General features: G+C 50.7%; 20 protein-coding genes. 4 read left to right on the top strand and 16 right to left on the bottom strand.

Features of this window, described 5'->3' with window-relative positions; translation table 11 throughout:
• Positions 1–3 precede the first annotated feature (3 nt).
• The 4 genes from K6T23_RS01345 to K6T23_RS01330 all read right to left on the bottom strand — a co-directional run bounded on the left by K6T23_RS01345 (position 4) and on the right by K6T23_RS01330 (position 5,587).
• Positions 4–831: a carbohydrate ABC transporter permease gene (locus tag K6T23_RS01345; protein WP_048014002.1), complete on the bottom strand. Its 828-nt coding sequence runs from the start codon at positions 829–831 to the stop codon at positions 4–6.
• On the bottom strand, positions 828–1,697 hold the full coding sequence (locus K6T23_RS01340; protein WP_231888716.1) for a carbohydrate ABC transporter permease: 870 nt from the start codon (positions 1,695–1,697) through the stop codon (positions 828–830). The genes K6T23_RS01345 and K6T23_RS01340 overlap by 4 nt, the downstream gene beginning before the upstream one ends.
• A gap of 78 nt (positions 1,698–1,775) precedes the next feature.
• Entirely contained in the window at positions 1,776–4,268 is a 2,493-nt protein-coding gene (locus tag K6T23_RS01335) for a hypothetical protein (protein ID WP_238283427.1), read from the bottom strand.
• 62 nt (positions 4,269–4,330) lie between these two features.
• Complete coding sequence (locus K6T23_RS01330) at positions 4,331–5,587, bottom strand: ABC transporter substrate-binding protein (protein ID WP_056541441.1); 1,257 nt, start codon at positions 5,585–5,587, stop codon at positions 4,331–4,333.
• A gap of 258 nt (positions 5,588–5,845) precedes the next feature.
• Here K6T23_RS01330 and K6T23_RS01325 point away from each other — a divergent pair, with 258 nt between their 5' ends.
• Positions 5,846–6,607, top strand: coding sequence for an IclR family transcriptional regulator (locus K6T23_RS01325; RefSeq protein ID WP_056541439.1), 762 nt, complete (start codon positions 5,846–5,848; stop codon positions 6,605–6,607).
• 56 nt (positions 6,608–6,663) lie between these two features.
• On the opposite strand, the gene kduD is transcribed toward K6T23_RS01325, so the two are convergent.
• The 12 genes from kduD to K6T23_RS01265 all read right to left on the bottom strand — a co-directional run bounded on the left by kduD (position 6,664) and on the right by K6T23_RS01265 (position 18,570).
• Positions 6,664–7,419, bottom strand: coding sequence for a 2-dehydro-3-deoxy-D-gluconate 5-dehydrogenase KduD (gene kduD, locus K6T23_RS01320; protein ID WP_148986027.1), 756 nt, complete (start codon positions 7,417–7,419; stop codon positions 6,664–6,666).
• 21 nt (positions 7,420–7,440) lie between these two features.
• Positions 7,441–8,274 (bottom strand): sugar phosphate isomerase/epimerase family protein, encoded by an 834-nt coding sequence (locus tag K6T23_RS01315; RefSeq protein ID WP_056541433.1) that lies wholly within the window; start codon positions 8,272–8,274, stop codon positions 7,441–7,443.
• An 11-nt stretch (positions 8,275–8,285) separates the two neighbouring features.
• Positions 8,286–9,116 carry a 5-dehydro-4-deoxy-D-glucuronate isomerase gene (gene kduI / locus K6T23_RS01310; RefSeq protein ID WP_048014006.1) on the bottom strand — a complete coding sequence of 277 codons (831 nt, stop codon included), beginning with the start codon at positions 9,114–9,116 and terminating at the stop codon, positions 8,286–8,288.
• 43 nt (positions 9,117–9,159) lie between these two features.
• Positions 9,160–10,170 (bottom strand): sugar kinase, encoded by a 1,011-nt coding sequence (locus tag K6T23_RS01305; protein WP_238283426.1) that lies wholly within the window; start codon positions 10,168–10,170, stop codon positions 9,160–9,162.
• A complete protein-coding gene (locus K6T23_RS01300) occupies positions 10,148–10,816 on the bottom strand; it encodes a bifunctional 4-hydroxy-2-oxoglutarate aldolase/2-dehydro-3-deoxy-phosphogluconate aldolase (RefSeq protein WP_048007289.1) in 669 nt (222 codons plus the stop codon). The genes K6T23_RS01305 and K6T23_RS01300 overlap by 23 nt, the downstream gene beginning before the upstream one ends.
• Before the next feature lie 1,084 nt (positions 10,817–11,900).
• Positions 11,901–12,788, bottom strand: a complete 888-nt coding sequence (locus K6T23_RS01295; RefSeq protein WP_056541423.1) for an ROK family protein — start codon at positions 12,786–12,788, stop codon at positions 11,901–11,903.
• A 158-nt stretch (positions 12,789–12,946) separates the two neighbouring features.
• Positions 12,947–13,726 (bottom strand): ATP-binding cassette domain-containing protein, encoded by a 780-nt coding sequence (locus K6T23_RS01290; protein ID WP_079513800.1) that lies wholly within the window; start codon positions 13,724–13,726, stop codon positions 12,947–12,949.
• Between the two features lie 15 nt (positions 13,727–13,741).
• Positions 13,742–14,515, bottom strand: a complete 774-nt coding sequence (locus tag K6T23_RS01285) for an ABC transporter permease subunit (RefSeq protein WP_231888717.1) — start codon at positions 14,513–14,515, stop codon at positions 13,742–13,744.
• Between the two features lie 15 nt (positions 14,516–14,530).
• A complete protein-coding gene (locus K6T23_RS01280; RefSeq protein ID WP_079513798.1) occupies positions 14,531–15,490 on the bottom strand; it encodes an aliphatic sulfonate ABC transporter substrate-binding protein in 960 nt (319 codons plus the stop codon).
• Positions 15,487–16,308: a VOC family protein gene (locus tag K6T23_RS01275; RefSeq protein ID WP_238283425.1), complete on the bottom strand. Its 822-nt coding sequence runs from the start codon at positions 16,306–16,308 to the stop codon at positions 15,487–15,489. Before K6T23_RS01275 ends, K6T23_RS01280 begins: the two co-directional genes overlap by 4 nt.
• A gap of 230 nt (positions 16,309–16,538) precedes the next feature.
• Complete coding sequence (locus K6T23_RS01270; protein WP_079513794.1) at positions 16,539–17,882, bottom strand: sensor histidine kinase; 1,344 nt, start codon at positions 17,880–17,882, stop codon at positions 16,539–16,541.
• Positions 17,875–18,570, bottom strand: a complete 696-nt coding sequence (locus K6T23_RS01265) for a response regulator transcription factor (protein WP_238283424.1) — start codon at positions 18,568–18,570, stop codon at positions 17,875–17,877. Before K6T23_RS01265 ends, K6T23_RS01270 begins: the two co-directional genes overlap by 8 nt.
• A 118-nt stretch (positions 18,571–18,688) precedes the next feature.
• Here K6T23_RS01265 and K6T23_RS01260 point away from each other — a divergent pair, with 118 nt between their 5' ends.
• The 3 genes from K6T23_RS01260 to K6T23_RS01250 all read left to right on the top strand — a co-directional run bounded on the left by K6T23_RS01260 (position 18,689) and on the right by K6T23_RS01250 (position 23,006).
• Positions 18,689–19,435 carry an ABC transporter ATP-binding protein gene (locus K6T23_RS01260; protein WP_079513792.1) on the top strand — a complete coding sequence of 249 codons (747 nt, stop codon included), beginning with the start codon at positions 18,689–18,691 and terminating at the stop codon, positions 19,433–19,435.
• On the top strand, positions 19,432–22,011 hold the full coding sequence (locus K6T23_RS01255; protein WP_238283423.1) for an ABC transporter permease: 2,580 nt from the start codon (positions 19,432–19,434) through the stop codon (positions 22,009–22,011). The genes K6T23_RS01260 and K6T23_RS01255 overlap by 4 nt, the downstream gene beginning before the upstream one ends.
• Positions 22,012–22,100: 89 nt before the next feature.
• Positions 22,101–23,006 carry a hypothetical protein gene (locus K6T23_RS01250; RefSeq protein ID WP_238283422.1) on the top strand — a complete coding sequence of 302 codons (906 nt, stop codon included), beginning with the start codon at positions 22,101–22,103 and terminating at the stop codon, positions 23,004–23,006.
• Positions 23,007–23,056: the final 50 nt, after the last annotated feature.

Here is a 23,056-nt window from a genome sequence, read left to right as displayed (position 1 = left end):
CCATTAATCTTTCAAACCGGAACTGGCCCCCGTATCCATGATGTAGCGCTGGAAGATCGCGTAGAGCAGCACCATCGGCAGGAGGGAAATGACGGACGCTGATAATAGTAGGACCCAATCGATATTATCCGCTCCGACGATGCTCCGGATGGCGACCTGGATGGTGTACTTATTTGGATCGCTGATGACGATAAGCGGCCAGATGTAATCATTCCATCTCCACTGGAAGGAGAAGATGGCGAGCGTGATGATGATCGGTTTTGCAATCGGGAGCATGAGGCGGAAGAAGATCCTACCTTCATTCGCTCCGTCGATGCGTGCCGCTTCGAGGAGATCATCTGGTACCGTCATGAAGAACTGCCTGAACATGAAGATCCCGGTTGCCGTGTTAATGGACGGGATGATCAATCCCCACAGGTTATCGTACAGCCCGACCTTCTGGATGACCGTGAATGTCGGATTCATGATAACCTCCGTCGGAAGCATGGTCGTGGCCAGGATACAGATGAAGAAGACGCTGAGCCACTTGTATTTATATTTCGCCAGTGCGTACCCGCAGGAAGCACTCGCCATGATGGTCAAAAGGGTCGCCACGATGGTGACGAAGGAGGTGTTCAGCACGTATTTCGTGAACTCCATGGTCGACCATGCGTATTTATAGTTATCCAGTGTGAATTCTTCAGGAAATAGCTTCAGCGGGAAGCTGAAGAGCTCGCTGCCCGGCTTGAATGAACTGAGCAGAAGCCACAGGACCGGGAACAGGTAGGCGATGGCCAGTATGGCCATGATCGCCGTCATCAGGATCGTACTGCCGCGATATCGCTTCATCATAATTTGCTCCTTTCTTCCACCTTCAGATTAATGATTGCAAAGAGAAGGAGAATGACGAACAGTACCATGGAAACCGCGCTTGCATAGCCGATATTCCGCTGGTCGAATCCTGTCTGATAGATATATTGGACGAGGAATGTGTTATCCGTACCGGGTCCCCCGTTATTAAGGGCCTGCACCATCGGGAACTCCTTCATCAGATGGATGACCGACAGCAGGATGACCATGAAGGATGTCGGCTTCAGGCTTGGGAGCGTCACATGGATGAACTTCTGCCAGCCGCTTGCACCGTCGATATCGGCTGCTTCATAGTACGATTGCGGGATGTTCACGAGCGCCGAGATCATCAGAAGCATATTGAACGCCGTCCCCATCCACACGGTGGCGAATAGTACGAGGATGAACGCCATATTTCCGTCAGAGGACCAGCCCACCGGCTCCATTCCGATCAGTGAAAGGAGAAAGTTGACGAACCCGAAGCTTTCTCCGAACAACCAGCGGAAGATGACCCCGGTCACGATGGAGGAAATCAACCATGGGAAGAAGAAGATGACCTTGGCCACAGATTTCCCCTTTGTGAACTTGCTCACCAGGAGGACCGATATCAGCAGGGAGAATGCATATAGAAGAGGCACTCCGACCGCCGTATAGAGGATCGTCCTTCCCAAGGATTTATAGAAGCTTTTGTCCTGGAACAGTTGAATATAGTTGTCCAGTCCGATAAACGAAGCGCTGATCCCAGTGTAGTCCGTGAACGAATAGTACACGCCGAGTATGCCGGGCCAGGCAAAAAATACCGTGAATAAAACCATGTTGACAATGACGAAGGCCAGAGCCCATTTCTGGTTTTTATCTTTTCTCCTCACCGTTCTTCCCCCTCAATCCTTCACATGCCACCCAGGAGCCGCCATGCAGGCGGGTCCCAGAGTATGATGTGTTAGTGATTACTTTTGAAACTGTGGAATGCTTATATGCTCTTCCTCGACTTCATAGCCTGCATCGTATTCTACCGGCTTCCCGTCCACATAGAGCTGATCATCGATCACCTGGAGCGTTCCGGCCCTTTCCGTCGCGTACGACCATTGATGGCTGTCGATCGAAATGGCTGCATTCACCTGTTCTTCCACGAATACCTCGAATGAACCCACTTCTGTTTCTGAAGCACACGTCGCGATCACTCGATGATGTGCCCCATATGAACGGGCTTCCCGATGTGCAATCGCGCCCTTCTCCTGCAGCTCATATCCTTTGCTGAAATATAGGCCGATATAGGCATCATCCTTCTTCGCAAACAACCAGTTGCCTTCTTCCCTCACCTCGTCAAGCTTCCAGAACGGAAGATACGCATGTATATATGGAAGGAACGGCTCTTTCAGGCGATACTCGAGGAACATATACTGCTTATACTGGGTGATGTTCGGGCTGATCCCGTTCCCTGCCCAGAAGCTCGGCCGGTTCTCACCGCTATATACCGCCTCCCCGGGATGGTTAATCCATATCTGGGTATTGTCCTGGTCGAGGGCGATATTCATAGCATGCTGCTGATGGCCTTTCTGATAGGAATTGAAGCGGATTGCCGCGCTCATACAGTAGCTCGATGTTTTGTAGTTGTACGTGTAGACCTCTTTGATTCCTTGTTTGTACTGGGTCACGAGGGCCTTTGAAGCATCCTCGATGAAGTAATCTTCTAGTTTAGGCGGTTCATAGGATGATAGACAGAAGAGCGTCGTACACCTCATCGCCGTGTTGAGCTTGCCTTTTTTCCACGTGATGAAGGCCAGATTGGCTGTTTCCCCCATCTCCATCGCCTTCAAATCGTGCTCATACACCCGTCCATAAGTCGTACTCATCGTCTTTCCGTGAAGGTTTACGGCAATGATCTTGAAGGTGAAATCCAATGCCTTCTTTGCAAGCTTCCGAATATGCTCATCCGGTGCCGATTCATAGAGACTGAAGAATCCGATCAGGTCAATCGGAAGATAGGTTGTCGAGTTCCACTCGGAGTAGCCGTACTTCAGGAACAATTCAAACCACTCTTCCAGCCGTTCCTTCCCTTTCTCATACTGCTCGCGCCCTGTCCTCCCGCTCACGCTGAATGTTGCGTCGGGATAGAGATGTCCGGCGAAATACTGGGAAACATGGAACAGCAGGGCATGGTTTTCACTGAAGTACCACATCACATCGTTCCCCGGCTCATCGATCCAGTATCGGAAGTTCACGGCAAGCTCCTTCAGCTCCTCATGAAAGTCGGCCGGGATCGTGTCCTGATACTGGATGGTGAAGCCAAGCAGCGGCGCCAGGCGGAAATCGGCGCAGTCGCCTTTTTTCTGTATTTCATCAAAGCAGCTCCTGATATGACGCTTCGCTTGTTCATCCACTTTTCCATTTAGGTGGATCAAGCTGAAGCCAGCATTCAGATCGAGCTTCTCGCTTTGAGAGAAGAATTCGAGGACCTCCTGCTTTCGTTCCGTAAGCGAATCCGAGAATGACTGTCCCGGGTCGTCGTTCGTCAGGATCGACGCCACCATCCTCCTCGCCACCTGCACTCCACCAGGGAGCACCACTCCGATATCGAACTGGAGCAGGCCGTTCGATGACAGCTCATCTACGCTCATGAGCTTCTGAAATCCACTTTCACCAAGGTTCACACTAAAAGAAAAATCAAATGCATCCAGTTCGTCGTCGGCTTTGCTGTCGAACACGGGATTCAACAGATGATTGCGGTTCACATTGACGAACAGCTCATCGAAGCCGGATGCCTCTTCTCGATTCATATAAACTTCCAATCGTCCCGAACGGTAGATGTCTTTTGAAAAGTGAAGGGAAGTCAGGAGGCGCTCGGCCTGTTCGATTTGTTCCGCTTTGGCCGGAACCTGTATGTAGCCTTCAAGGGCCGTCTGCCCCGTATATCGGAGCTCGGTGAAATAGTTCACATCCCGCTCGGCCAGGTCATCCATGTAGAGAATGATTTCATTAAAGCCTTCTTCAAGGGTTAATGTGATGTCTTTATGGGAGGCAAGATTCCTTGTGTAGGGGGTCCAGCTCAGTTGCTTCGACCCATTCACCCAGATCTCGACGCTTCCGCACGTGCTGACCGTGAACGGGAAAGTACCACCTTCGTCGGGCTTGATGAATGTCCTTCCATAGACGCTCAGAAGATGTGGCGTCGGGATGAAAGCCGAAAACTCTAATCGGGGATTTTCAAAAGGGAAGTAGATGTGGTGAAAATCCGTTTCAGGAAGAAGGACCTCTTCTTTCAGACGCTGATCCAAGAATTGCTGTCTGCCTGGATATACAATCTGCACATATTCTTCCGTGATGTTCACAGGGTGATCGAATACGGCCTTTTCGGATTGGTATGGAGCGATGGTTAAATCGGTGTGGACCCAGCGGTTTAGCGGTTCGCCCGGCTGGACGGTGAATTGATAGTCATTCATCTTCATAGCCTCTTTTCATGAAGCGGGGAGTATGGACCATACTCCCTCGCCGGTTTTTAATATTACTTCACATACGCATCAGTGTACTTTTGCTCCACCGTCTTGATGGTGTCATCGATGGATTGCTCGCCGTTCAACGTCTTGATCATGTTGTCGCGGAGCACGTTATTGGCAATTTTTTCAGAAGTCAATTGCATCGTATCGCGTTCTGATTTTGACTTGGCAGCTACCTTGGCCGTAGAGCTGATCTCTTCGTTGTATACTTCATACGCATGTGTTCCTGCTTCGCCTACACCGTAGTCCACTTCTGCATCTTGGACAACCGGAAGATATCCGCCGAGACCTGCAAGCTCTTCATAGTTTTCTTTCGTATAAAGCCAGTCGATGAATTTCTGTGTTTCTTTCTCCACTCCGGACCCTTCGAATTTCACCATGTAGTTTCCACCGAAGTTTGTAGAGCGGACCGTTTCATAAGGCATCTGGACGCTTGCCCATTCAAAATTCTTGATGTTCTTCTCGAAATCTTTTACTTGCCATACACCTGAGTAGTACGCTGCCACCTGTCCGCTCTTGAACATGGAAGATGGATCTTCACCCGCAGCCCAAACGGCTTTCGGCATGATTTTGTCGTCGTTCAGCTTCACGAAATATTCAAGGCCTTTTTTCGTTTCAGGATTCGTAGTGTACTTTCCATTCTCTTCGTAGAATCCTTTGCTTCCAAACTGATAGAGCAAGGTGCTCAGACGGTGCTCGGATTGATCCATGACCATCCCGTATTTGGCATCCGTTTTTTCAGTCACTGTCTTTAAAGCGCTTACAAATTCATCCCATGTCCACACATCATCACCTGATGTCGGGTACTTCACACCTGCCTTGTCAAACAGGTCTTTATTGATGAAGAGACCGACTGCCGTGAAATCGATTGGAATGGCTTTGATCTTGCCGTCATCTTTAATCGCAAGGTCTTCCCTTACGTTTTTATCCTTCAGTGTAGAGCTGAGATCTGCCAGTGAATCACTCCAGATCGGATTGAATTCTGCCGTACGTGCCAGTGCAGGAGGATTCCCTGCCTGTACCATGTTCGTGATCCGTGTCGCCATATCACTGAACGGCACATCCACGACTTCGATCTCCACCCCTGTTTCTTCCGTATACTTCTTCGACATGGTCGCAAGCGCAGCACCTTCGACGTTATCACCGGAAACGAAGAACTGAAGCTTCTTCTTATCCGAAGATGATTTCTCAGAGTTTGAACATGCCGTCATGAACAAAAGTACAAATGATACAACTACAAGCAAACTGACCTTCCATTTTCTCACACTAACACCCCATTGTTTAGATTAGGTAAGCGTTTTACCTTAAGATGGCAAAAAGCCGCTTGATTCCGTGTGTAACTCTAGTAAGTATATTTGGGAAAGCGCTTACTTAAACTGATTATATTCTGTGCCTGATAGAATTACAACAATTTTTTGAACAATTAAACATTTATTTTTTATTTCTAAATAGGAAACCGATTGTCTTGTATAGCAATAATCTGTTCGATATACTTAATAAAAAGCGGTACAGGAGAGAAAAACATGACCACTCAAAAACCTTACGGGACCGTGCTGATCAAGGCGTCCCTCATTCTGGATCATCTGTCTTCGAGCAATGGTCCCCAGTCCCTCCAATCCATTGCAAAAGAAACGGGACTGACCAGCTCGACTGCCCTCAAGATCCTTGATACGCTGGTTCTCATCGGCTATGTACAGAAGGATCCTGAGCTGAAACGATTCAGCCTCGGGCCATCCATCATCAAATATGCCCTGAAGGCACTGAGTCAGCTCGATATCAAACAGATTGCCCAGCCCCATCTCGAAGCGTTCCAGGCGCGGACGAACGAAACGGTCCACCTTGGGATACTCGACCACATCCATGTTGTCTATGTGGCAAAGATCGAAAGTCAAAACCCCGTCTGTCTGTATTCCAAAGTAGGGAAAAACATCCCGCTCTACTGCTCTGCCATGGGAAAAGCGATCCTTGCCGATCAGAGCGATGAGGAAATCAGGCGCTACCTGAATTCCATCGAGATGGTGAGGATGACGGACAATACGATCACCACTCATGAAGGATTTTTCGACGAAATTGAAAAGGTGCGTGCCCAGGGGTATGCATTTGACGATAGTGAGCACGAAAATGAAGTATTTTGCGTAGGGACGGCCATCACGACCTCGGGCGGCAAGAACGTCGGGGCGATCAGCGTCAGTGTTCCCACCTATCGCCTCACAGACGAAGTATTGCAGAACCTGATCAAAGAAGTCGAGACGTGCCGGAACAATATCCTGAATGATCTCGAATAAAGAGCATAGAAAAGCCCAAGAATGATACCATTCTTGGGCTTTTTCATTTTTGTTTATTATGAGCTCATCCATCCACCATCGACACAGAGGATATGGCCGTTCACGTAATTGGATGCATCCGATGCCAGGAAGACAACGGCTCCCTTGAGATCCTCGGGACGACCCCAGCGCCCCTGAGGAATGCGTGACGTGATTGAAGCACTCCGCTCAGCGTTCCCGCGCAGCTGCGCTGTGTTATCCGTCTCGAAGTAACCGGGGGCGATGGCATTCACATTGACGCCCTTCTTGCCCCACTCGTTGGCAAATGACTTCGTCAGTCCTGCAACCGCATGTTTACTTGCCGTGTATGCAGGAACGCGCAGGCCACCCTGGAAGGACAGCATGGACGCGATATTGATGATCTTCCCGCTCCCCTTCTCGATCATCTGCTTGCCGACTTCACGACAAAGCTGGAACACAGCATGCTGGTTCACATTGATGACGTCAAACCAGTCTTCATCCTGGAAATTCTCCGCATCTTCACGTCGGATGATGCCTGAATTATTGACGAGGATATCGATGCGTCCTTCCTTGGCAAGAGCTTCCTCAGCAAGCTTGGACGCAGCACCCTTCTCCGAAAGATCGACCTTCACTTCATGGAACACCCCGCCAAGTCCTTCAATCTTCTCGCGCGTTTCACTCATCGCACTCACGCCCGCGCCAATGACGACGGCTCCTGCTTCCGCCAGTCCGACGGCCATACCCTGACCGAGTCCACGGCTCGCACCCGTGACAAGGGCGACTTTCCCTTCCAATGAAAACAATCCTGTCATGCTCATCCCTCTTCCTTTCTGTTAGGCCTGCTCATACTTATTCTTTAAAAATGCCAGACTATCATCGATATACGGCTCCACCGTTTCTTCCATGATGATATTGATGTAGGGCTTGTTTGCCTTCAACCAACCAAAGAGCCAGTCATAATTCATCAAACCGGTCCCGACCGGAGCCGTACTGAGGACCCCATCCTCGACCTTGAAATCCTTCGCGTGGAAGATGGCAATCCTGTGGCCGAATGCCTCCATCGCTTCTTCGAACACCTTCTCCTGCTCTTGATAATTCTCGAGTGTCATGAGGTTCATGGGATCGAAGACGACCTGCAGATTATGTGAATCGACCGCATCGAGCAGCCGTTTCATCTTCTCCACCGTATGGATCGGATGGTTGACACCCGCCTCGATCCCGACGATGACTCCGAATTTCTCAGCTTCCGCCACCATTTCCCTGACGCTCCTCACCACATCCTGGAAAGGCGCTTCATGAAAATTATCCGTCGTATACCCCATCTTGGAGTGGACGTTCCCCGTCTCCGTCGCTACGATGCTGCAGCCGAAGTCCCGGGCATAGCGAAGATGCTCCTTGAACCGGTCCATTCCTTTTCGCCTCTCCGTATGATCGGGGTCGATCATATTGAAGTAGCATCCGAGGACGGCGATCTGGATCCCGCGGGCGTCGAATGCATTCTTCACATACCTTCCGAATCCAGGGCTCAGTGCTCCGTGGTGAGACGGGACATCAAGGGATTTCGCCAGGGCGAACTGCACGCAGGCTACCCCCTTGTACCCAAGCTCCTCCACGAGTTCCGGTAGCGGACGCTTCTCGATATCGTGTGCTCTCATCCCGATGTTCATGGAACCACCCCTTATCGTAAGTCTTCCATCTTGATATGGTCCATGTCGTCATAGGTGATGTTTTCTCCACACATGCCCCAGATGAACGTGTAGTTGCTTGTCGCCGTACCCGTATGGATCGACCAGCTCGGCGAAATCGCGGCCTGCTCGTTCTTCATCACAAGGTGGCGTGTCTCATCCGGCTGACCCATGAAATGGAACACCCTTGTATCCGGCTCCATATCAAAGTACAAATACACTTCCATGCGGCGCTCATGCGTGTGGCAAGGCATCGTGTTCCATACGCTTCCCGGTGACAGCATCGTGAGCCCCATTTGGAGCTGGCAGCTCTCGCATACGTTCGGATGGATATACTGGTGGATCTTACGTTCGTTGAGGGTCCCCTGTTCACCCATTTCAAGCGGTTTGATTTCATTGATATCGATCTTCACCGTCGGATATTTGTGGTGGGCAGGAGTTGAATTGATATAGAACTTTGCCGGATTCTTCGGATCCTTCGAACGGAAGAGAACCTGCTCCGTCCCTTTCCCGACGTACAGTCCGTCATAGCGGATCATGGAATACTCTTCCCCATCAAGGATGACGCTTCCTTCGCCGCCGATATTGATGATGCCGAGCTCGCGGCGCTCAAGGAAGTAGTTCACTCCAAGTTCCTTATCGAGCTTGATTGTCAGCTCCTGATCGGCAGGTGTCACACCGCCGAAGATCATGCGATCCACATGCGTATAAGTGAGGTGAACCTGACCGGCTTCAAACAGGGTCTCTTTCAAAAAGTGCTTCCGCAGTTCCTCGGTATTGTAGCGTTTGATTTCCTCGGGATGGTTGGCATAACGTGTTTCCATGACTCATCTCTCCTTCATTTTCATAGTATGGTAGGTTGCGATGCTATCTGACGATGGTGCCGGATCCGCTATCTATAAACTGACGGACCTCTTCTTCGGTGAAAAGGCTACTATCTCCTCGTACGGTATGTTTCAGTGCTGATGCTCCCGTGGCAAAGGCGGCAATCCCGTCCGGATCATTTCCCTTCAGGATGCCATGAATGATCCCCGCAGCAAAGGCATCTCCCCCGCCGACACGATCCACAATGGGAGCGATGTGATGGAGCTTCGATTGATGGAGCATGCCGTGAACATAATAGTTACCCTGCAGGTCATTGACGGTGGAGGACTTGACATCCCTGAATGTCGACGCCATATGGCGGATATTCGGATACTCCCTTTCCATTTCCTTGTAATACTGAAGCAGTCTCTCTTCGCGAGGAAGTGCCGGATCTTTCCTCTCCAAACCGAGGAGATGTACGGCATCCAGTTCCCCGAAGAATGCGATATCCACATATGGAAGCAGTGGCTTATACGCAAGGGAGGCTTCCCGTTGGCTCCAGAGACTTGCTCGGTAGTTAAAGTCGAAGCTTGTCGTGATCCCTCGTTCTTTTGCTTTTTGAAGCGCTTGCAATGTAATTGTCCTGAGTTCCTCTGAGAGGGCAAGGGTGATCCCTGATACATGGAGGAGGCCGACGCCGTAAAGGGTGTGATCCCAATCGATTTCGCCTGTGGACAAATGGGAAAAACTTGAGTATTTGCGATCATAGATGACCTTGGCACTGCGTTCCCCGACACCCGATTCCAGATAGTAGGTGCCGAGACGATCCCCTCCCTGGAGGATCAAATCCGTACTCACCCCATGGGAACGGAGGTGATGCTTGACCGCTTCACCGATGGGATGTGCCGGAATCTTGCTCACATAGTGGACGTCATGCCCGAAGTGGGCCAGGGAAACGGCGACATTGGCCTCGGCCCCACCGTAGTTCATCTGAAGGGAACCTGCACGAATCAGCCGCTCCCCTTCACCGGTGGATAATCGAAGCATGATTTCACCGAACGTGAGTACCTTCATACGATCCTCCCCTTGCTTCTTTGACCTTCAGGATATATTCTTTCGCGTACTCCGTGATTTTCTCGAAGTCACCGGTCTTGGCAGGCTCGAGGAGGCTTCCTCCCACACCGACAGCCACGCAGCCGTTCCTGATCCACTCTGCTACATTTCCAAGGCTCACCCCACCGGTCGGCATGATGTTCACCTGGGGAAGAGGCGCCTTGATGCCTTTGATGAAGTCGGGGCCATAAGCACTTCCCGGGAATAGCTTGATGATGTCAACTCCGCTTTCGAGGGCTGTCTTCATTTCAGTGATGGTCATGCAGCCCGGCATGTAGGGCACCTGATACAGATTGCATAGTTTGGCGGTTGCTTCATCGAAGCTTGGGCTTACGACGAAATCGGCTCCGGCGAGGATGGCAATCCGAGCGGTCTGGGCGTCGAGGACGGTTCCTGCGCCGATGAGGACGTCGGTTCCTTCGTAGATGGAGCTCAGTTCTTTGATGACTTCTGCGGCTCCGTCCACTGTGAAAGTGACTTCGATTCCTTTGATTCCTCCGCTGACGCATGCGTCGGAGATGACGATGGCTTGTTCTTTGCTGTCTGCCCGCACGACGGCGACGACGCCGCATTCTTTGATTCCATTCAATACTTCAATTTTTCTCATTGTTTTCCACCTGCGCTCTTAGTATTTCCTATTTGGAAATCTAATTTATTATTTAGAAATATATGAGTTCAGTATAAACAAAGATTGGGATTTTCACAATAAGAAACGCTTACAATTCTGAAAAATGTTTTCGACTTGGGGTGCGGAGATTTTTGGAATCTTGATTAAATGAGGGATCATTTATACGGAGACCGTTCCGTTTCGCTGCGGATGGCCGCTTTCCTGCGGGGTGGACGGTGAGCCGCTTCGGCTGCGCCTGCAGGGTCTCACCTACCCACTTTTCCCGCGGGAGTCGGCCCCCCTCCGCTTCACTTCACTCTTTTTTGTTTGATAGGTTAGGAAAAATTGAAGAGTAGATTCCTAGGTTAACTTCGCTCGATTTATTGAGGCAGGAAAATCAAATTTGCTCAGCAGAGTTTATTGCAAAGGTTTCTACAAACCCTAGTGTGGATTGGGGTTACATTTTTCTACTTGGTGTTCGGGGATTTTTGTAATCTTGATTAAATGGGGATTATTTATACGGAGACCGTTCCGTTTCGCTGCGGGTGGCCGCTTTCCTGCGGGGTGGACGGTGAGCCGCTTCGGCTGCGCCTGCAGGGTCTCACCTGCCCACTTTTCCCGCGGGAGTCGGCCCCCCTCCGCTTCACTTCACTCTTTTTTGTTTGATGGGGAGAAAGAAACGGAAACTTAGATTCATAGGTTAGATTTGTCCGAGTTGTCTATATTGAACCTACAACCTACATGGTGGATCAAATCAGAGGAGCGGACCTATCTACATCACATTTCTTTAGCTCAGGGATGCTTGCCATGATAGACTCATCCACTTGAAATTTCTATCAAACTCTTCTAACCCTCAGAGTGGATCGGAGCGGAGGGCACTTGACTCCTACGGGAAATGAGGAATGATCGAGACCCCGCAAGAATGAGGAGGCTCTACTTCCTCCCCGTGGAAAGCAAGGGCCTGCAGCGCAGAGGAACGGAACCTTCTCCATCACCACCTCCTCAATACCGGGAGGAACCCCATATCTGTCATTGATATAAAAAAAAGGCTGATCCCAAAAGACCAGCCTGCTCCCACATATACTTATACCCGTGTTGTTTCCCTGTTGATTTCATCTTCATACGCTTCCTGTGCAAGCATGAGAGACCCGGTAATACCGGCATTATCCCCAAGACCTGGTGAGACGATATAGTCTTCAAGCGGCGGAAGGTCGACGTATCCATTAATCATCTTCTCCAGATGCTTGTAGATGATCGGGAAGATTTGCTTCTGCTTCATCACGCCCCCACCTAGGATGATCTTCTTCGGTGAGATGATGACGATATACTGCATGAGGGCCTGGGCGATGTAGTAGCCTTCCATCTCCCATACTTCCCCTTTGTCCACGAGCTGGTCGCCTTTGACACCCCATCTTGCTTCGATGGCCGGACCTGCTGCCAGTCCTTCAAGACAATCCTTATGATACGGGCATTTGCCTTCATATGCATCATCTTCATGACGGCGAATGAGGATATGGCCCATTTCAGGATGGGAAAGTCCCTGGAGGAGTTTCCCTTGGACGACGGCACCGGCACCGATACCCGTGCCGACCGTGATATAAAGGCAGCTGTCGAGGCCTTTGGCTGCGCCGAATGTTGCCTCCCCAAGGGCTGCGGCGTTTACATCCGTATTGAATCCGACCGGAACGGGAATGGCTTCCTTGATCGCTTGAACGAACGGATAGTCCTTCCACCCGACCTTAGGCGTGGATGTGACATTTCCGTATGAAGCGCTTTCTCTATTCACGTCAATCGGTCCGAATGATCCGATGCCGATCGCCTTGACGGGATGTTTTCTGAAAAACTCAATGACCTTCGGAATCGTTTCTTCTGGAAGGGTCGTCGGGATCTGGACCCTGTCGATGATGGTTCCCTGTTCATCGCCTACAGCACAGACAAACTTCGTACCGCCAGCTTCAATTGCACCTAGCATGTCTCATTACCTCCATCTTCTCTATCAATCTTCTTCTATTCTACCTCAGGTTGTGATTGGTTTCCTTTACTTTTATCGGATTTGGCATACATTTTTCTTTGGATTTATGCTTTGATATACAAAAACCGCCGCTCCACTGGGGGAGCGACGGCTTTTTTTCAGATGGTCTTGAACTTCTTTTCTTGTACGGGCGGTGCTTCTTTCATGATGGCATACAGCACCCTTTCCTCCAAAGCGACGAGTTCCGGTGATGAGACCTGCCTTGGTCTTGCAGCGTTGACCGGAACATTCAACGCGATTCGCCCGTCCTCGATCAGAACGATCCGATCTGCGAGGCGGATGGCTTCCCGTACATCATGCGTGACCAGGAGCGCAGTGAATCCTACCCCCTGCCAGATTGTCTCCACGAGGTTCTGCATCTCAAGCTTCGTGAAGGCGTCGAGGGCACTGAGCGGTTCATCCAATAGAAGGAGGGACGGTTCATGGATAAGGGCGCGGGCCAAGGCGACGCGCTGCTTCTGTCCTCCGGAAAGCTTGGATGGCCATTGATCCTTGTAGGACAGGAGTCCAACTGCCTCAAGTACGCTTTCCGCCCTGGCCTTCCAGTCCCCTTTCAGGCCGAGACCGACGTTCTGGATGACCGTCTTCCATGGAAGCAGCCTGGAATCCTGATACATCATCGTGATCTTGGACGCATCTTCACCCGCAGGCTTCCCGTTGAAAAGCAGTTCACCATCGGACAATGATTCAAGTCCAGCCACCAGGCGGAGCAGCGTACTCTTTCCGCTACCGCTCTTTCCGATAATGGCTACGAATTCATTTTTCTCCACCGTGAGCTCTATGTTTTTCAACACTTCCTTATCGCCGAATTGTTTACCGGCACCGACCAGGTCGATCCGGACCGGCTGGCTGTTGCGTTTTGTTTCCAGATTGGACATAAGACTTCCTCCTTTCTATGATTTCACATAGCTTTCGTTCCACTTCAGTGCCTTCTTCTCGCCGACTTGAGCGACGATGTCGGCCAGTTTTCCGAGGAGGGCGTAGATGACGATGCTCAGGATGATAATATCCGTCTGCATGAACTCCCGTGCGTTCGTTGCCAGATAGCCGATCCCCTGCTCCGTCGGTATGGTTTCTGCCACAATCAATGTAAGCCACATCACGCCTAGGGCATAGCGGAGGCCTACAAAGATGGATGGGAGAGCCCAAGGGAAAAGGATATGTTTGAACAACTGCCAGCCCTTCAGGTTATACATCCTGCCCATCTCGATAAAGTTCGGATCCACGGTCCGGATGCCATGATACGTGTTGATATAAACAGGGAACATCACCCCAAGGATCACCAGGAAGATCTTCGCGCTCTCATCGATCCCGAGCCATACAATCACCAGGGGCAACAGGGCAAGATGGGGGATATTCCGGATCATTTGGATGGTTGTATCCGTCAGGCGGAAGGAAACATCCGACAGTCCATTCAGGATGCCAAGGACGAACCCGATCACACCGCCGATCAGCATTCCGATGGCCGCACGCGACAGGCTTGCGAGTATATGTGTGGAGAGTTCTCCCGATACCGCAAGCTCCCATCCGCTCACTACTACGGCAACAGGGGACGGGAAAAGGGACGGGGAGACAATTTCAAGTGATGACACAAGCTCCCATAGGGCCAAGAGAAGGATCGGGATGATCCACGGCTGGACGGAATGGAACCAATTATTCTTCTTCAAACCTATCATCCTTCCTTACTTGATCGGCATATCTTTTGATACATCCAGTTCTTTTGGAATCAAGCCGATTTCGTAGTATTTATCAGCCTGCCTCTGCTGGGCATCGATGATTTCCTGTGTAATGCCCGTGGCACCGTATGTTCGGCGTTCAACCGCTTTGGAAATGATGCTCTCATCGATTCCGAGCGCTTTGGAAAGAAGATCCGTTACTTCGTCTTTGTTTTCGTTCGCCCACTGATCGGATTTGTCGATGGCTTTTATGATGACGTCCACGAGCTCCGGATGGTCTTCGGCGAATTCAGGAGTAGAGTAGTAGAATGTGCGATTCGGATAATCATAATCCTTATTTTCCGTCAGGGTCTTCACGTCCAGTTCGGTTTCGATGCCGGCGAAGAATGGGTCATAGGAAGCAAGGGCGTCCACCTGTTTCGTCTCAATGAGGGAACGGCCCTGCGCCGCATCTTCCGGGTACACCCATTGAACATCGTCAGCCGTCAGTCCGACGGATTCGAGGGCAAGAATGGCAAGATAGTGATGGTTTCCACCCTTCAATACCCCAACCTTTTTGCCTTTCAGCTCTTCTATGGAATTGATTCCAGAGTCGGTCCTGACCATGAGCCCTACACCTTCCGGATTGGGGGCATCCGCCCCTACATACACAAGGGGTTTACCCGAAGCCTGGGCAAAGATCCCCGACCCATCTGCAGCATGACCAAAATCGATGGCGTTTGAATAGATTCCTTCAAGAAGGGTTCCGCCATGGGTGAAGAGCTTCCATTCCACTTTGTATCCTTCTTCCTTCAGGGCTTCTTCCAGGAACCCGCTTTCTTTCAGGATGTTGATCGTATTCCCCTTTTGATACCCAATCTTGATCACCTTCGAGTCCTTCTTCTCCGCACTCGATGATGAACCGCTGCATCCTGCCAATAGGAGAAAGATCGAGATCATGATGGCTATGACACTGTACTTTTTCATTTGGCTTCCTCCTTTACCTTGAATCGATAATCACCTTCGCGAATTCTTTGTGTTCGGGATTCATTTCCTTGAAACAGGACCTGGAACGGCTTCTCTCCCCGTTCGTCGAGCACGTTCTGTACTATGCCTTTCCCGGTTGGTGTATAGAATACGAGGTTGCCTCCTTGCAACTTCAGGCCCTTTCCCTTTGCCTGCAGGGACTCGTCTTCAAATTCCTCTGTTATGGGAAGGTCCAGGATGTCGGCCCAGCGTGAGACTGCCCCGAGATCCTTCACGGCGAATCCGACAGCTTCGAGCGTCAGTTCCCCTCCAGGATGCGCCGAGACGACACCGCGCTCTTCAAGGTCACGCTCCCGCTCTGCATCGCCTTCATCCCATTGAATGAAGAAGGGCAATTCAGGTCCCCCTTCAGGATCTCCTACATGCAGCAGCTTCCAACTCACGACGCTCCCATCAGGACGTTTCCTGCTCATCGGGTTCGGTCCATGTACATCAAGACCGAGTTCTCTGAAACGTTCTGCATCCTGCTCCAAATCTTTCGACCTCAATGCAACCCGTGACAATCCTTCCTTGTATCCGTCATGCCGGAACGTTTCGCGCAGACTGTAAGGAACCGCTGAGGCAGACTCTGCCAGTCCCTGATCGAATACACCGATCCATTCGATGTAACTCAACCCAAAATACCCGAGGGCATTGTACGTACCATGGTTTTCGTGCCTTCCTCCTTCGACTGCATGGATCCCGGCGCGAATGACTTCTTCCCGGGTCTCTTCAGGACTTTTGACGAAATGGACCAAATGATCAAATTGAAATCCCATATTCCTCTCCCCTTCTTTGACGCTTTACATGATAAAAGCTTGACGCTGCAAAAAAAGACCCTACTACCCCCTTGAAAGGGTAATAGGGCCTTCGGTTTGTCCGATCAGCTCCGCTAATTCATATTAAATTCATCGGATTAATAAAATTTATACTAATATGGTTTCCAGGAAAAATCAACCTTTTATTTATAAAATTCTGACCCTTTATTTATGTAAACGCTTTAATCTACCTATAATCGGATAATGAATGTCGATCCTTTCCCCATACAGCTCTCCACCTCGATCTGTCCCCCATGGCGTTCCACGATTTGCTTGGCAATGGCGAGTCCGAGTCCGCTTCCCCCTGTCTCCCTGTTACGGGAATGTTCCCCGCGATATAAGGGCTGGAAGATGGAGTGGATTTCGTGAGGAGGGATGCCTTCTCCGTTGTCCTCCACAGCAATGCTGGATGCTTTGACAGTCACCGTCACTTCCCCTCGTGACGGCGTGTACCGGATGGCATTGCCGATGATGTTTTCAAGAGCTCGTGAGAAAAGGAAAGGATCTGCATCGGTTATAAAATCCCCTTCAACTCTTATCGATAACACCTGATCTTTCTCCTCCGCCAGGGGAAGGAGACTGGTCACAAGTTCTTGTGCAAGGTCGGCCATATCCACCTGTTGAAGAGAAAGCTTGGCATCGAGCAAATTCATCTTCGTGTACGTATGGAGCTCGTCAATAAGCTGATTGAGGACGTTTGCCTTCCGATAGCTGATGTCGACATAGTTCATCCTCTTCTGCGGCGTATCGGCCACTCCCTTTAGAATGCCTTCCAAGTATCCCCTGATCGAGAAAAGCGGGGTCCGGAGATCATGGATGATGGAGGAGATGAACATCTTTCTTTCCTCCTCCATCTGAGCCTGACGGGTCGTGGATTCCTCCAGTTTCATTTGCATGGTGGAGATGGACCGTGACAGGTCATTCAGTTCCTTGACCGGGGTCGTGGGCAGCTGCGAATGGAACTGCCTTGTGCTGATGAGTTCCGCTGCCTCCTTCAGTTCTTTTACGGGCAGGAGGATCTTCTTCCTGATGAAGCGTGAACCGATAAGAAGAATGAGGGCGAATACCGCAAGAAAGATGAACCCGCCACCCCATTCATTAACGAGATAACCAAGCCAAGAAGGTTGATCCGGCTTGACGGGACTCCTCATATCTTTGACGTAGACCGTTCCTTGCCGTTCCTGACCATCCATCAGCGGATATTCCTCAAGAAAGGATGGGCCCTGGCTCCCCCCTTGCTTCATGTTAGAGAATAAGAGTTTGTCCTCACCGTCAAAGATCTTCAGTTCGACTTCTTTCTCCTTAGCTTCCATCTCCATCTCTTCTTGCCACCCGATGTCTTTCCACAGGTCAGACTTTGAGAGGACGTCTTCGTTCACCCAGGGCTCCAGGCTTGGAAGGAACGTTTCGGCCTCTGACGCATGCCAATCCTCATAAAGGTATACGACTCCCCTTGTCGCCAATAAAGGGAGAACCATGAAGAGAAGAAGGAAGAGCAAGAGCCATTGTTTGATTGAAAGGGCCTCCTTACGCATGGATCAGCTCCTCCGCTTTGTACCCGACTCCCCATACCGTTGAAATCTGGAAGCGTGACGTCTTTTCCTGGACCTTTTCCCTCAGCTTGGCAACATGGACCCTGACAGTGTGGAAGTCCCCTCCTTCATACCCCCAAATCCTCTCCAGGATCTGTTCATAGGTGTAAACCTGATTGGGCCCCTCCAGGAAGAGATGCATGAGCTCATACTCCTTCCCCGTCAGATTTACCCGTTCGTTCCCGACTTGGAATGTACGTGAATCAGTATGGAGGGAGACACCTGCATAGGACAAGGTCGAAGAAAGGCTGGGTCCGATCCTCCGCTCCACTGCCTTGACCCGGGCCACGATTTCTCCGGGGGAAGCGTTTTTGACAATATAATCATCCGCCCCGATGCTGAGTCCCCTGATCTTACTTGTATCATCATCCAAGGCACTCAGGAAGAGAATGGGGATGGACGATGTCCGGCGGATCTCCTTGCAGAGGGTAAAGCCAGAATCGTCCGGCATCATGATATCCAGCAAAACCAGAAAAATCTCTCCTCTTTGAAGGTGCTCCCTTGCTTCCTTTGCGTTGAAGGCCTTCGAGACATCGAATCCCTCCACCGTAAGAAAGTCTTCCAAGAGGTCTGCAATCTCTTTTTCATCATCTACAATCAATATCCGTTTACTCATCTGTTTCGTTCCCATCTGTTTTTCTTTTATTATATCAATCCCATCCTTGGATAAACTTGATAGTTTCTTGATACTTTCCCGATGGGGAGTTGAGGTCCCTTCTGTACGATACGGGCATAGAGGAGGAAATGATATGACCATCTTGCAAATCAACCATCTTGAAAAAGTATACGGGCAGGGCTCCAACACCTTGCATGCCCTGAAGGATCTGACGATGAACGTGGAAAAGGGTGAGTTCCTGGCCATCATGGGGACAAGCGGTTCAGGGAAATCGACCCTGTTGAATATGATGGCCGGACTCGATCAACCGACCAGGGGGACCATCCACCTGAACGGAAAGCCCGTCCACTCATTGAGGGACGGTGCCCTCACCGAACTGAGAAGGGATCACATCGGATTCATCTTCCAGTTCTTCAACCTGATCCCGGTCCTTACGGTTCTGGAGAATGTCACCCTTCCTTCAGACCTGGCTTCAAAGCGGAAAGGCATAAAGAAAAGGGCCATGGATCTATTGGATCATCTCGGCATTTCCCACCTTTCCGGTTCGTTTCCCTCCGAGCTTTCGGGTGGACAACAGCAGCGGGTGGCGATTGCGAGGGCCTTGGTGACAGAGCCTAAGATCATCCTCGCCGATGAACCGACAGGAAGCCTGGATTCGAAAACCGGAAAGGAGATTCTGCAGCTTCTCCGAGCGTTCACCGAAGAGCACGGTCACACCCTCATCATGGTCACCCATGATGCTCAGGTTGCCGCCAACTCCCATCGGGTCATCTTCCTTCGCGACGGGGCACTGATGAAAGACACGCTCCTTTCAGGAAACCACTCCATCGTGGAGAAGACAGCCCTCCTCAATCAGGAAATCGAGAGGTTCTCCCGATGATGACAGTTCTTCGTTTAGCCATTCGCTTCCTGCTATCCCGGAAGAGCCGGACCATTTTATCCATCATAGGAATCTCACTCGGATTCGCCCTGATGTTTGCCACCAACATCCTGATGACCTCCCTGGAGGACGCCAATGAAGGGATTGCCGAAGAGAAATATGGCCGATATGAAATCATCGCAGGCTATCAAACCGCTTCATCGTTCCTGACGGATGAACAGGTGAAAGACATTCAATCCTATCAGGAGGTGTCCCGCACAAGTTCGTTTCTCTATCCCTACATCGGGGACGATCATCCGTACCAGTCCGTCACCCAGCTCCAGCCCATGTACATCGGTGTGGATCGCGTGCCGTTGACCAGTGAGCACCCCTTGGGGAAGCTTTCTTCCGGTACACTACCGGGGAACGAGGAGATTGCGATTCCATACAGCTGGGCCAAATCACATCATCTTTCCATCGGCTCAGAACTGACCCTTCCGTTCCCCCCGGGTAAAGACCGGACCGTACGGGTGTCAGGAATCCTTGCGAAGAGTGAGCATGCCAATTTCATATTTTTATTCGAGAGAAAGTGGCTTTCGGAAGTAACCGGACAATCAGGCCACACAACGACCGTCATGCTCGACCTCAGTGATTGGAGAGAAAAAGAGTCTGCCCTCCAGAAACTGAATGAGATCGACCCGGATCTATATATTGACCGGCAGGTAGCAAAGGATACCGAACGCAGCCAGCTTGGCGGACTGAAACCTCTCGTCCAGGGACTGGGTGCCGCCGTGACGCTGGGGAGCACACTTCTCCTCATCAGCACCCTGCAAATGTCGATCCAGGAACGGAAGAAAGAAATCGCCACCCTTCGCCTGATCGGATCGAAAAGGCGTCAAATCGTATGGCTGGTCATGACCGAAGCCACCATCCTCGCGCTTGTATCGGCCTTTCTCGGAATCGGCATTGGCGCAGGTCTTGCCTTCATGCTGCAGGGCTTCCTGTCCCGCATGAGCGGACTGACCATGACTGGGCTCACATTCGATCCGTCGTTTGCCCTCCTGAGTCTGGTCGGAGGGATGATGGTCACTGTAGCGGGCAGCTGTCTCCCAGCCGTCCTTGCCAGCCGCGAACGTCCGCTTCATGCATACCGTGAGGCAAGCATTCATGGGCACAAGGGCGGTTGGATCCGGAACATGCTGGGAGCTTTGGCCATCTCCTTCGCCCTGATAGCGGCACTGTTATCAGGGGGAGCAAAGGGACACCTTGCCTCAGCAGCCCTCCTTACAGTCGGGACTGGACTCCTACTCCCTGCCCTTTTCAGCTGGACCATCCGCGCATTGAGCTCCCTTCTTGCCCCCCTGATTCGTAATGGGACCTCCCTTGCGAGACGCAGCACGCTCAGGCAGGCACGACGAAGCGTCCAGATTGCAACCGTGACGATGCTTGCCTGCTCCATCGGAATCGTTGGTACAGGGGTGCTCGGTACAGTCAAACAAGATACGATGAAGAGCATCATGGATCGTTATCCACTCGATCATATCCTTCAGTCGAATACAGGATTGGATCAAGATGGATTTAGTCAAAAATTATTCCACGATATCCAAGAGCTTGACGGGGTATCTGCCGTGCCGATTTATAAAGGAAAGCTCATGATTACCGATGGATGGAAGATGCACGGCACTGATATGAGTACGATTAATGTGGACGGTAAGCCTGAATTGCTCACTTCGCTTCAACCCGTGGACTGGAAGGTGCTTCAACAGGCGTTTCCCCTTATGATTTTAGCAGGGGCACTCAAGATGTCCGATTTCAATGAGGGGGGAGTTGTCATCACGTCCTTTATGTCTAAAAAGCTTGACCTCCAGGTTGGAGATTCCATCTCCATGGTAAGAGAATCAAGCTACGACTATGGCTCAGGTAAATGGAAGAGAGGATATGAAACAGTAGACTTAAAGGTAACCGGTATTATACAGGCATTCCCTTTCAGCGATCGGGAGGATTTCTCCTTCTACACCTCCCCGAGTTGGATGGAAGCGAACATGGGACCTGTCAGCTTGGATGAAATCCACTACACCTTTACCGATTCCTCCAATAAGGAGGAGCATGAAGCACATATTCAATCGTTTGTTCAAAATGAAGGAACATCTGAGGCGATTTCATTGGATAAGGGCGAGGAACTTGAGCTCTTGCATCATCAATTCACCCAAAGAGCCGCTTTTCTGGGAATCTCCATTTCCCTCATATGCCTTTTGGCCCTGATCGGATTGATGAACAATATGGCAGGAAGCCTGAAGGAACGGAGAAGGGAAATCGCGACGATGAGGGCGTTAGGGATATCGTTCAGGAAGATTTCACGCTTGATCCTGGCCGAGGGGATCCTCATTACATCGGCAGGCGGCATCCTGGGCTCCCTTTACGGGACCATCCTGCTTCAGCTTCTCTTGTCTGCCCTGGACCATCATTCATTTGTTATGAAGTGGTCATTCACCGGTGGCTGTTTGATCCTTTCTCCCATCCTCGGTATGGTGGCGGTCCTCTTCCCTCTGTGGCAACTCAGGAGATCCTCCATCCTCCAAGAACTGGCGGCCCACTGACGCCAGTTCCACACCCGGACTTCATAACATCCTGATTATTCCGATAATGAAAGTAAAAGGAATAAAATACGTGATTGAGGTGGAGGAATATGAAGATCGATCTTTCGTATACTGGGGCATTGATGGGCGCCCCCAAGGATCTGAACCAAAATGGATTTGCACCTGCTTTTCCGAAGAATCCTGTAACGATTCCAAAAGAAGACAAGGCGTATACTGTTACCCTTTCCAATGAGTGGAGAACGTTTGCCGATGCAGAGAAGATCAGGATGGAGGACCTTTATTCCAAGACCACCATTGACCCCGATGATCCATTCTCCTACAAGCCAAAGGATCAATGGCTGATTTTCAGTCAATACCTTCATGAACAGGGGGGATTTGATGGGAAACCACGAGAAGAAGTCGCAGACATGGAAGAGCATTTAAAGCGGATCACGGATGGATTGGACAGCCTGCACGCTGGCGGAATCGATCTTGCCGGCGGACTCATCAGGGAATTGGATTCATTTGAAGCGCATCTGGAGTATGCCGCTTCCCTTTCAGCATTGAATCGATTCAGCGAGAAGTTCCTGACAGGTGACGCTCAGGCAGGATTCAAAGACCTCATCAATGGATACGCGAAGCATAATCGTGCGGTCGTCGAACATCACAGTTCCTTGGAAGAGCGATTCTTCCAAGCACGGGCATCAATCACTGTACCTGATGTACGTCTCATGCCTGAACAGGAAAAAGAAGTGCGCATCACCAACCGCCTGGGGAAATCAGATCGCATCCTGAAGGATGAGCTTGTACAGACGTACATCACTTTTTTTGAAGGAATCCGCAACGGAGATGACATCCAGCCGGCAATAGACGCAGTAAAGAAGGCCTTCCTCTCTAACATCCTTGACCAGACCCCCTTGAAGGACCGCGAAGAGATGAAGGAATGGCTGATGGAAAGGACATCTGATACGTTTGATAGAATTGGATCCTACTTCGCTGCATTGAATGACCGCTGACGTCAAACGAAAAAACCCAAGAATGAGTTTCTTTCATTCTTGGGTTTCCT

Source organism: Rossellomorea marisflavi (assembly GCF_022170785.1).
GTDB lineage: Bacteria > Bacillota > Bacilli > Bacillales > Bacillaceae_B > Rossellomorea > Rossellomorea marisflavi_B.
Note: the sequence above shows the minus strand (reverse complement) of the source record. Positions and strands in the feature narration are given on the sequence as shown.

What these genes read in the sequence shown, in the direction of transcription:
- K6T23_RS01345 (WP_048014002.1), bottom strand. Translation starts at nt 831, where the DNA reads ATGATGAAGCGATATCGCGGCAGTACGATCCTGATGACGGCGATCATG.
- K6T23_RS01335 (WP_238283427.1), bottom strand. Translation starts at nt 4,268, where the DNA reads ATGAATGACTATCAATTCACCGTCCAGCCGGGCGAACCGCTAAACCGC.
- K6T23_RS01325 (WP_056541439.1), top strand. Translation starts at nt 5,846, where the DNA reads ATGACCACTCAAAAACCTTACGGGACCGTGCTGATCAAGGCGTCCCTC.
- kduD (WP_148986027.1), bottom strand. Translation starts at nt 7,419, where the DNA reads ATGACAGGATTGTTTTCATTGGAAGGGAAAGTCGCCCTTGTCACGGGT.
- K6T23_RS01315 (WP_056541433.1), bottom strand. Translation starts at nt 8,274, where the DNA reads ATGAACATCGGGATGAGAGCACACGATATCGAGAAGCGTCCGCTACCG.
- kduI (WP_048014006.1), bottom strand. Translation starts at nt 9,116, where the DNA reads ATGGAAACACGTTATGCCAACCATCCCGAGGAAATCAAACGCTACAAT.
- K6T23_RS01305 (WP_238283426.1), bottom strand. Translation starts at nt 10,170, where the DNA reads ATGAAGGTACTCACGTTCGGTGAAATCATGCTTCGATTATCCACCGGT.
- K6T23_RS01300 (WP_048007289.1), bottom strand. Translation starts at nt 10,816, where the DNA reads ATGAGAAAAATTGAAGTATTGAATGGAATCAAAGAATGCGGCGTCGTC.
- K6T23_RS01295 (WP_056541423.1), bottom strand. Translation starts at nt 12,788, where the DNA reads ATGCTAGGTGCAATTGAAGCTGGCGGTACGAAGTTTGTCTGTGCTGTA.
- K6T23_RS01290 (WP_079513800.1), bottom strand. Translation starts at nt 13,726, where the DNA reads ATGTCCAATCTGGAAACAAAACGCAACAGCCAGCCGGTCCGGATCGAC.
- K6T23_RS01280 (WP_079513798.1), bottom strand. Translation starts at nt 15,490, where the DNA reads ATGAAAAAGTACAGTGTCATAGCCATCATGATCTCGATCTTTCTCCTA.
- K6T23_RS01275 (WP_238283425.1), bottom strand. Translation starts at nt 16,308, where the DNA reads ATGGGATTTCAATTTGATCATTTGGTCCATTTCGTCAAAAGTCCTGAA.
- K6T23_RS01270 (WP_079513794.1), bottom strand. Translation starts at nt 17,882, where the DNA reads ATGCGTAAGGAGGCCCTTTCAATCAAACAATGGCTCTTGCTCTTCCTT.
- K6T23_RS01265 (WP_238283424.1), bottom strand. Translation starts at nt 18,570, where the DNA reads ATGGGAACGAAACAGATGAGTAAACGGATATTGATTGTAGATGATGAA.
- K6T23_RS01260 (WP_079513792.1), top strand. Translation starts at nt 18,689, where the DNA reads ATGACCATCTTGCAAATCAACCATCTTGAAAAAGTATACGGGCAGGGC.
- K6T23_RS01255 (WP_238283423.1), top strand. Translation starts at nt 19,432, where the DNA reads ATGATGACAGTTCTTCGTTTAGCCATTCGCTTCCTGCTATCCCGGAAG.
- K6T23_RS01250 (WP_238283422.1), top strand. Translation starts at nt 22,101, where the DNA reads ATGAAGATCGATCTTTCGTATACTGGGGCATTGATGGGCGCCCCCAAG.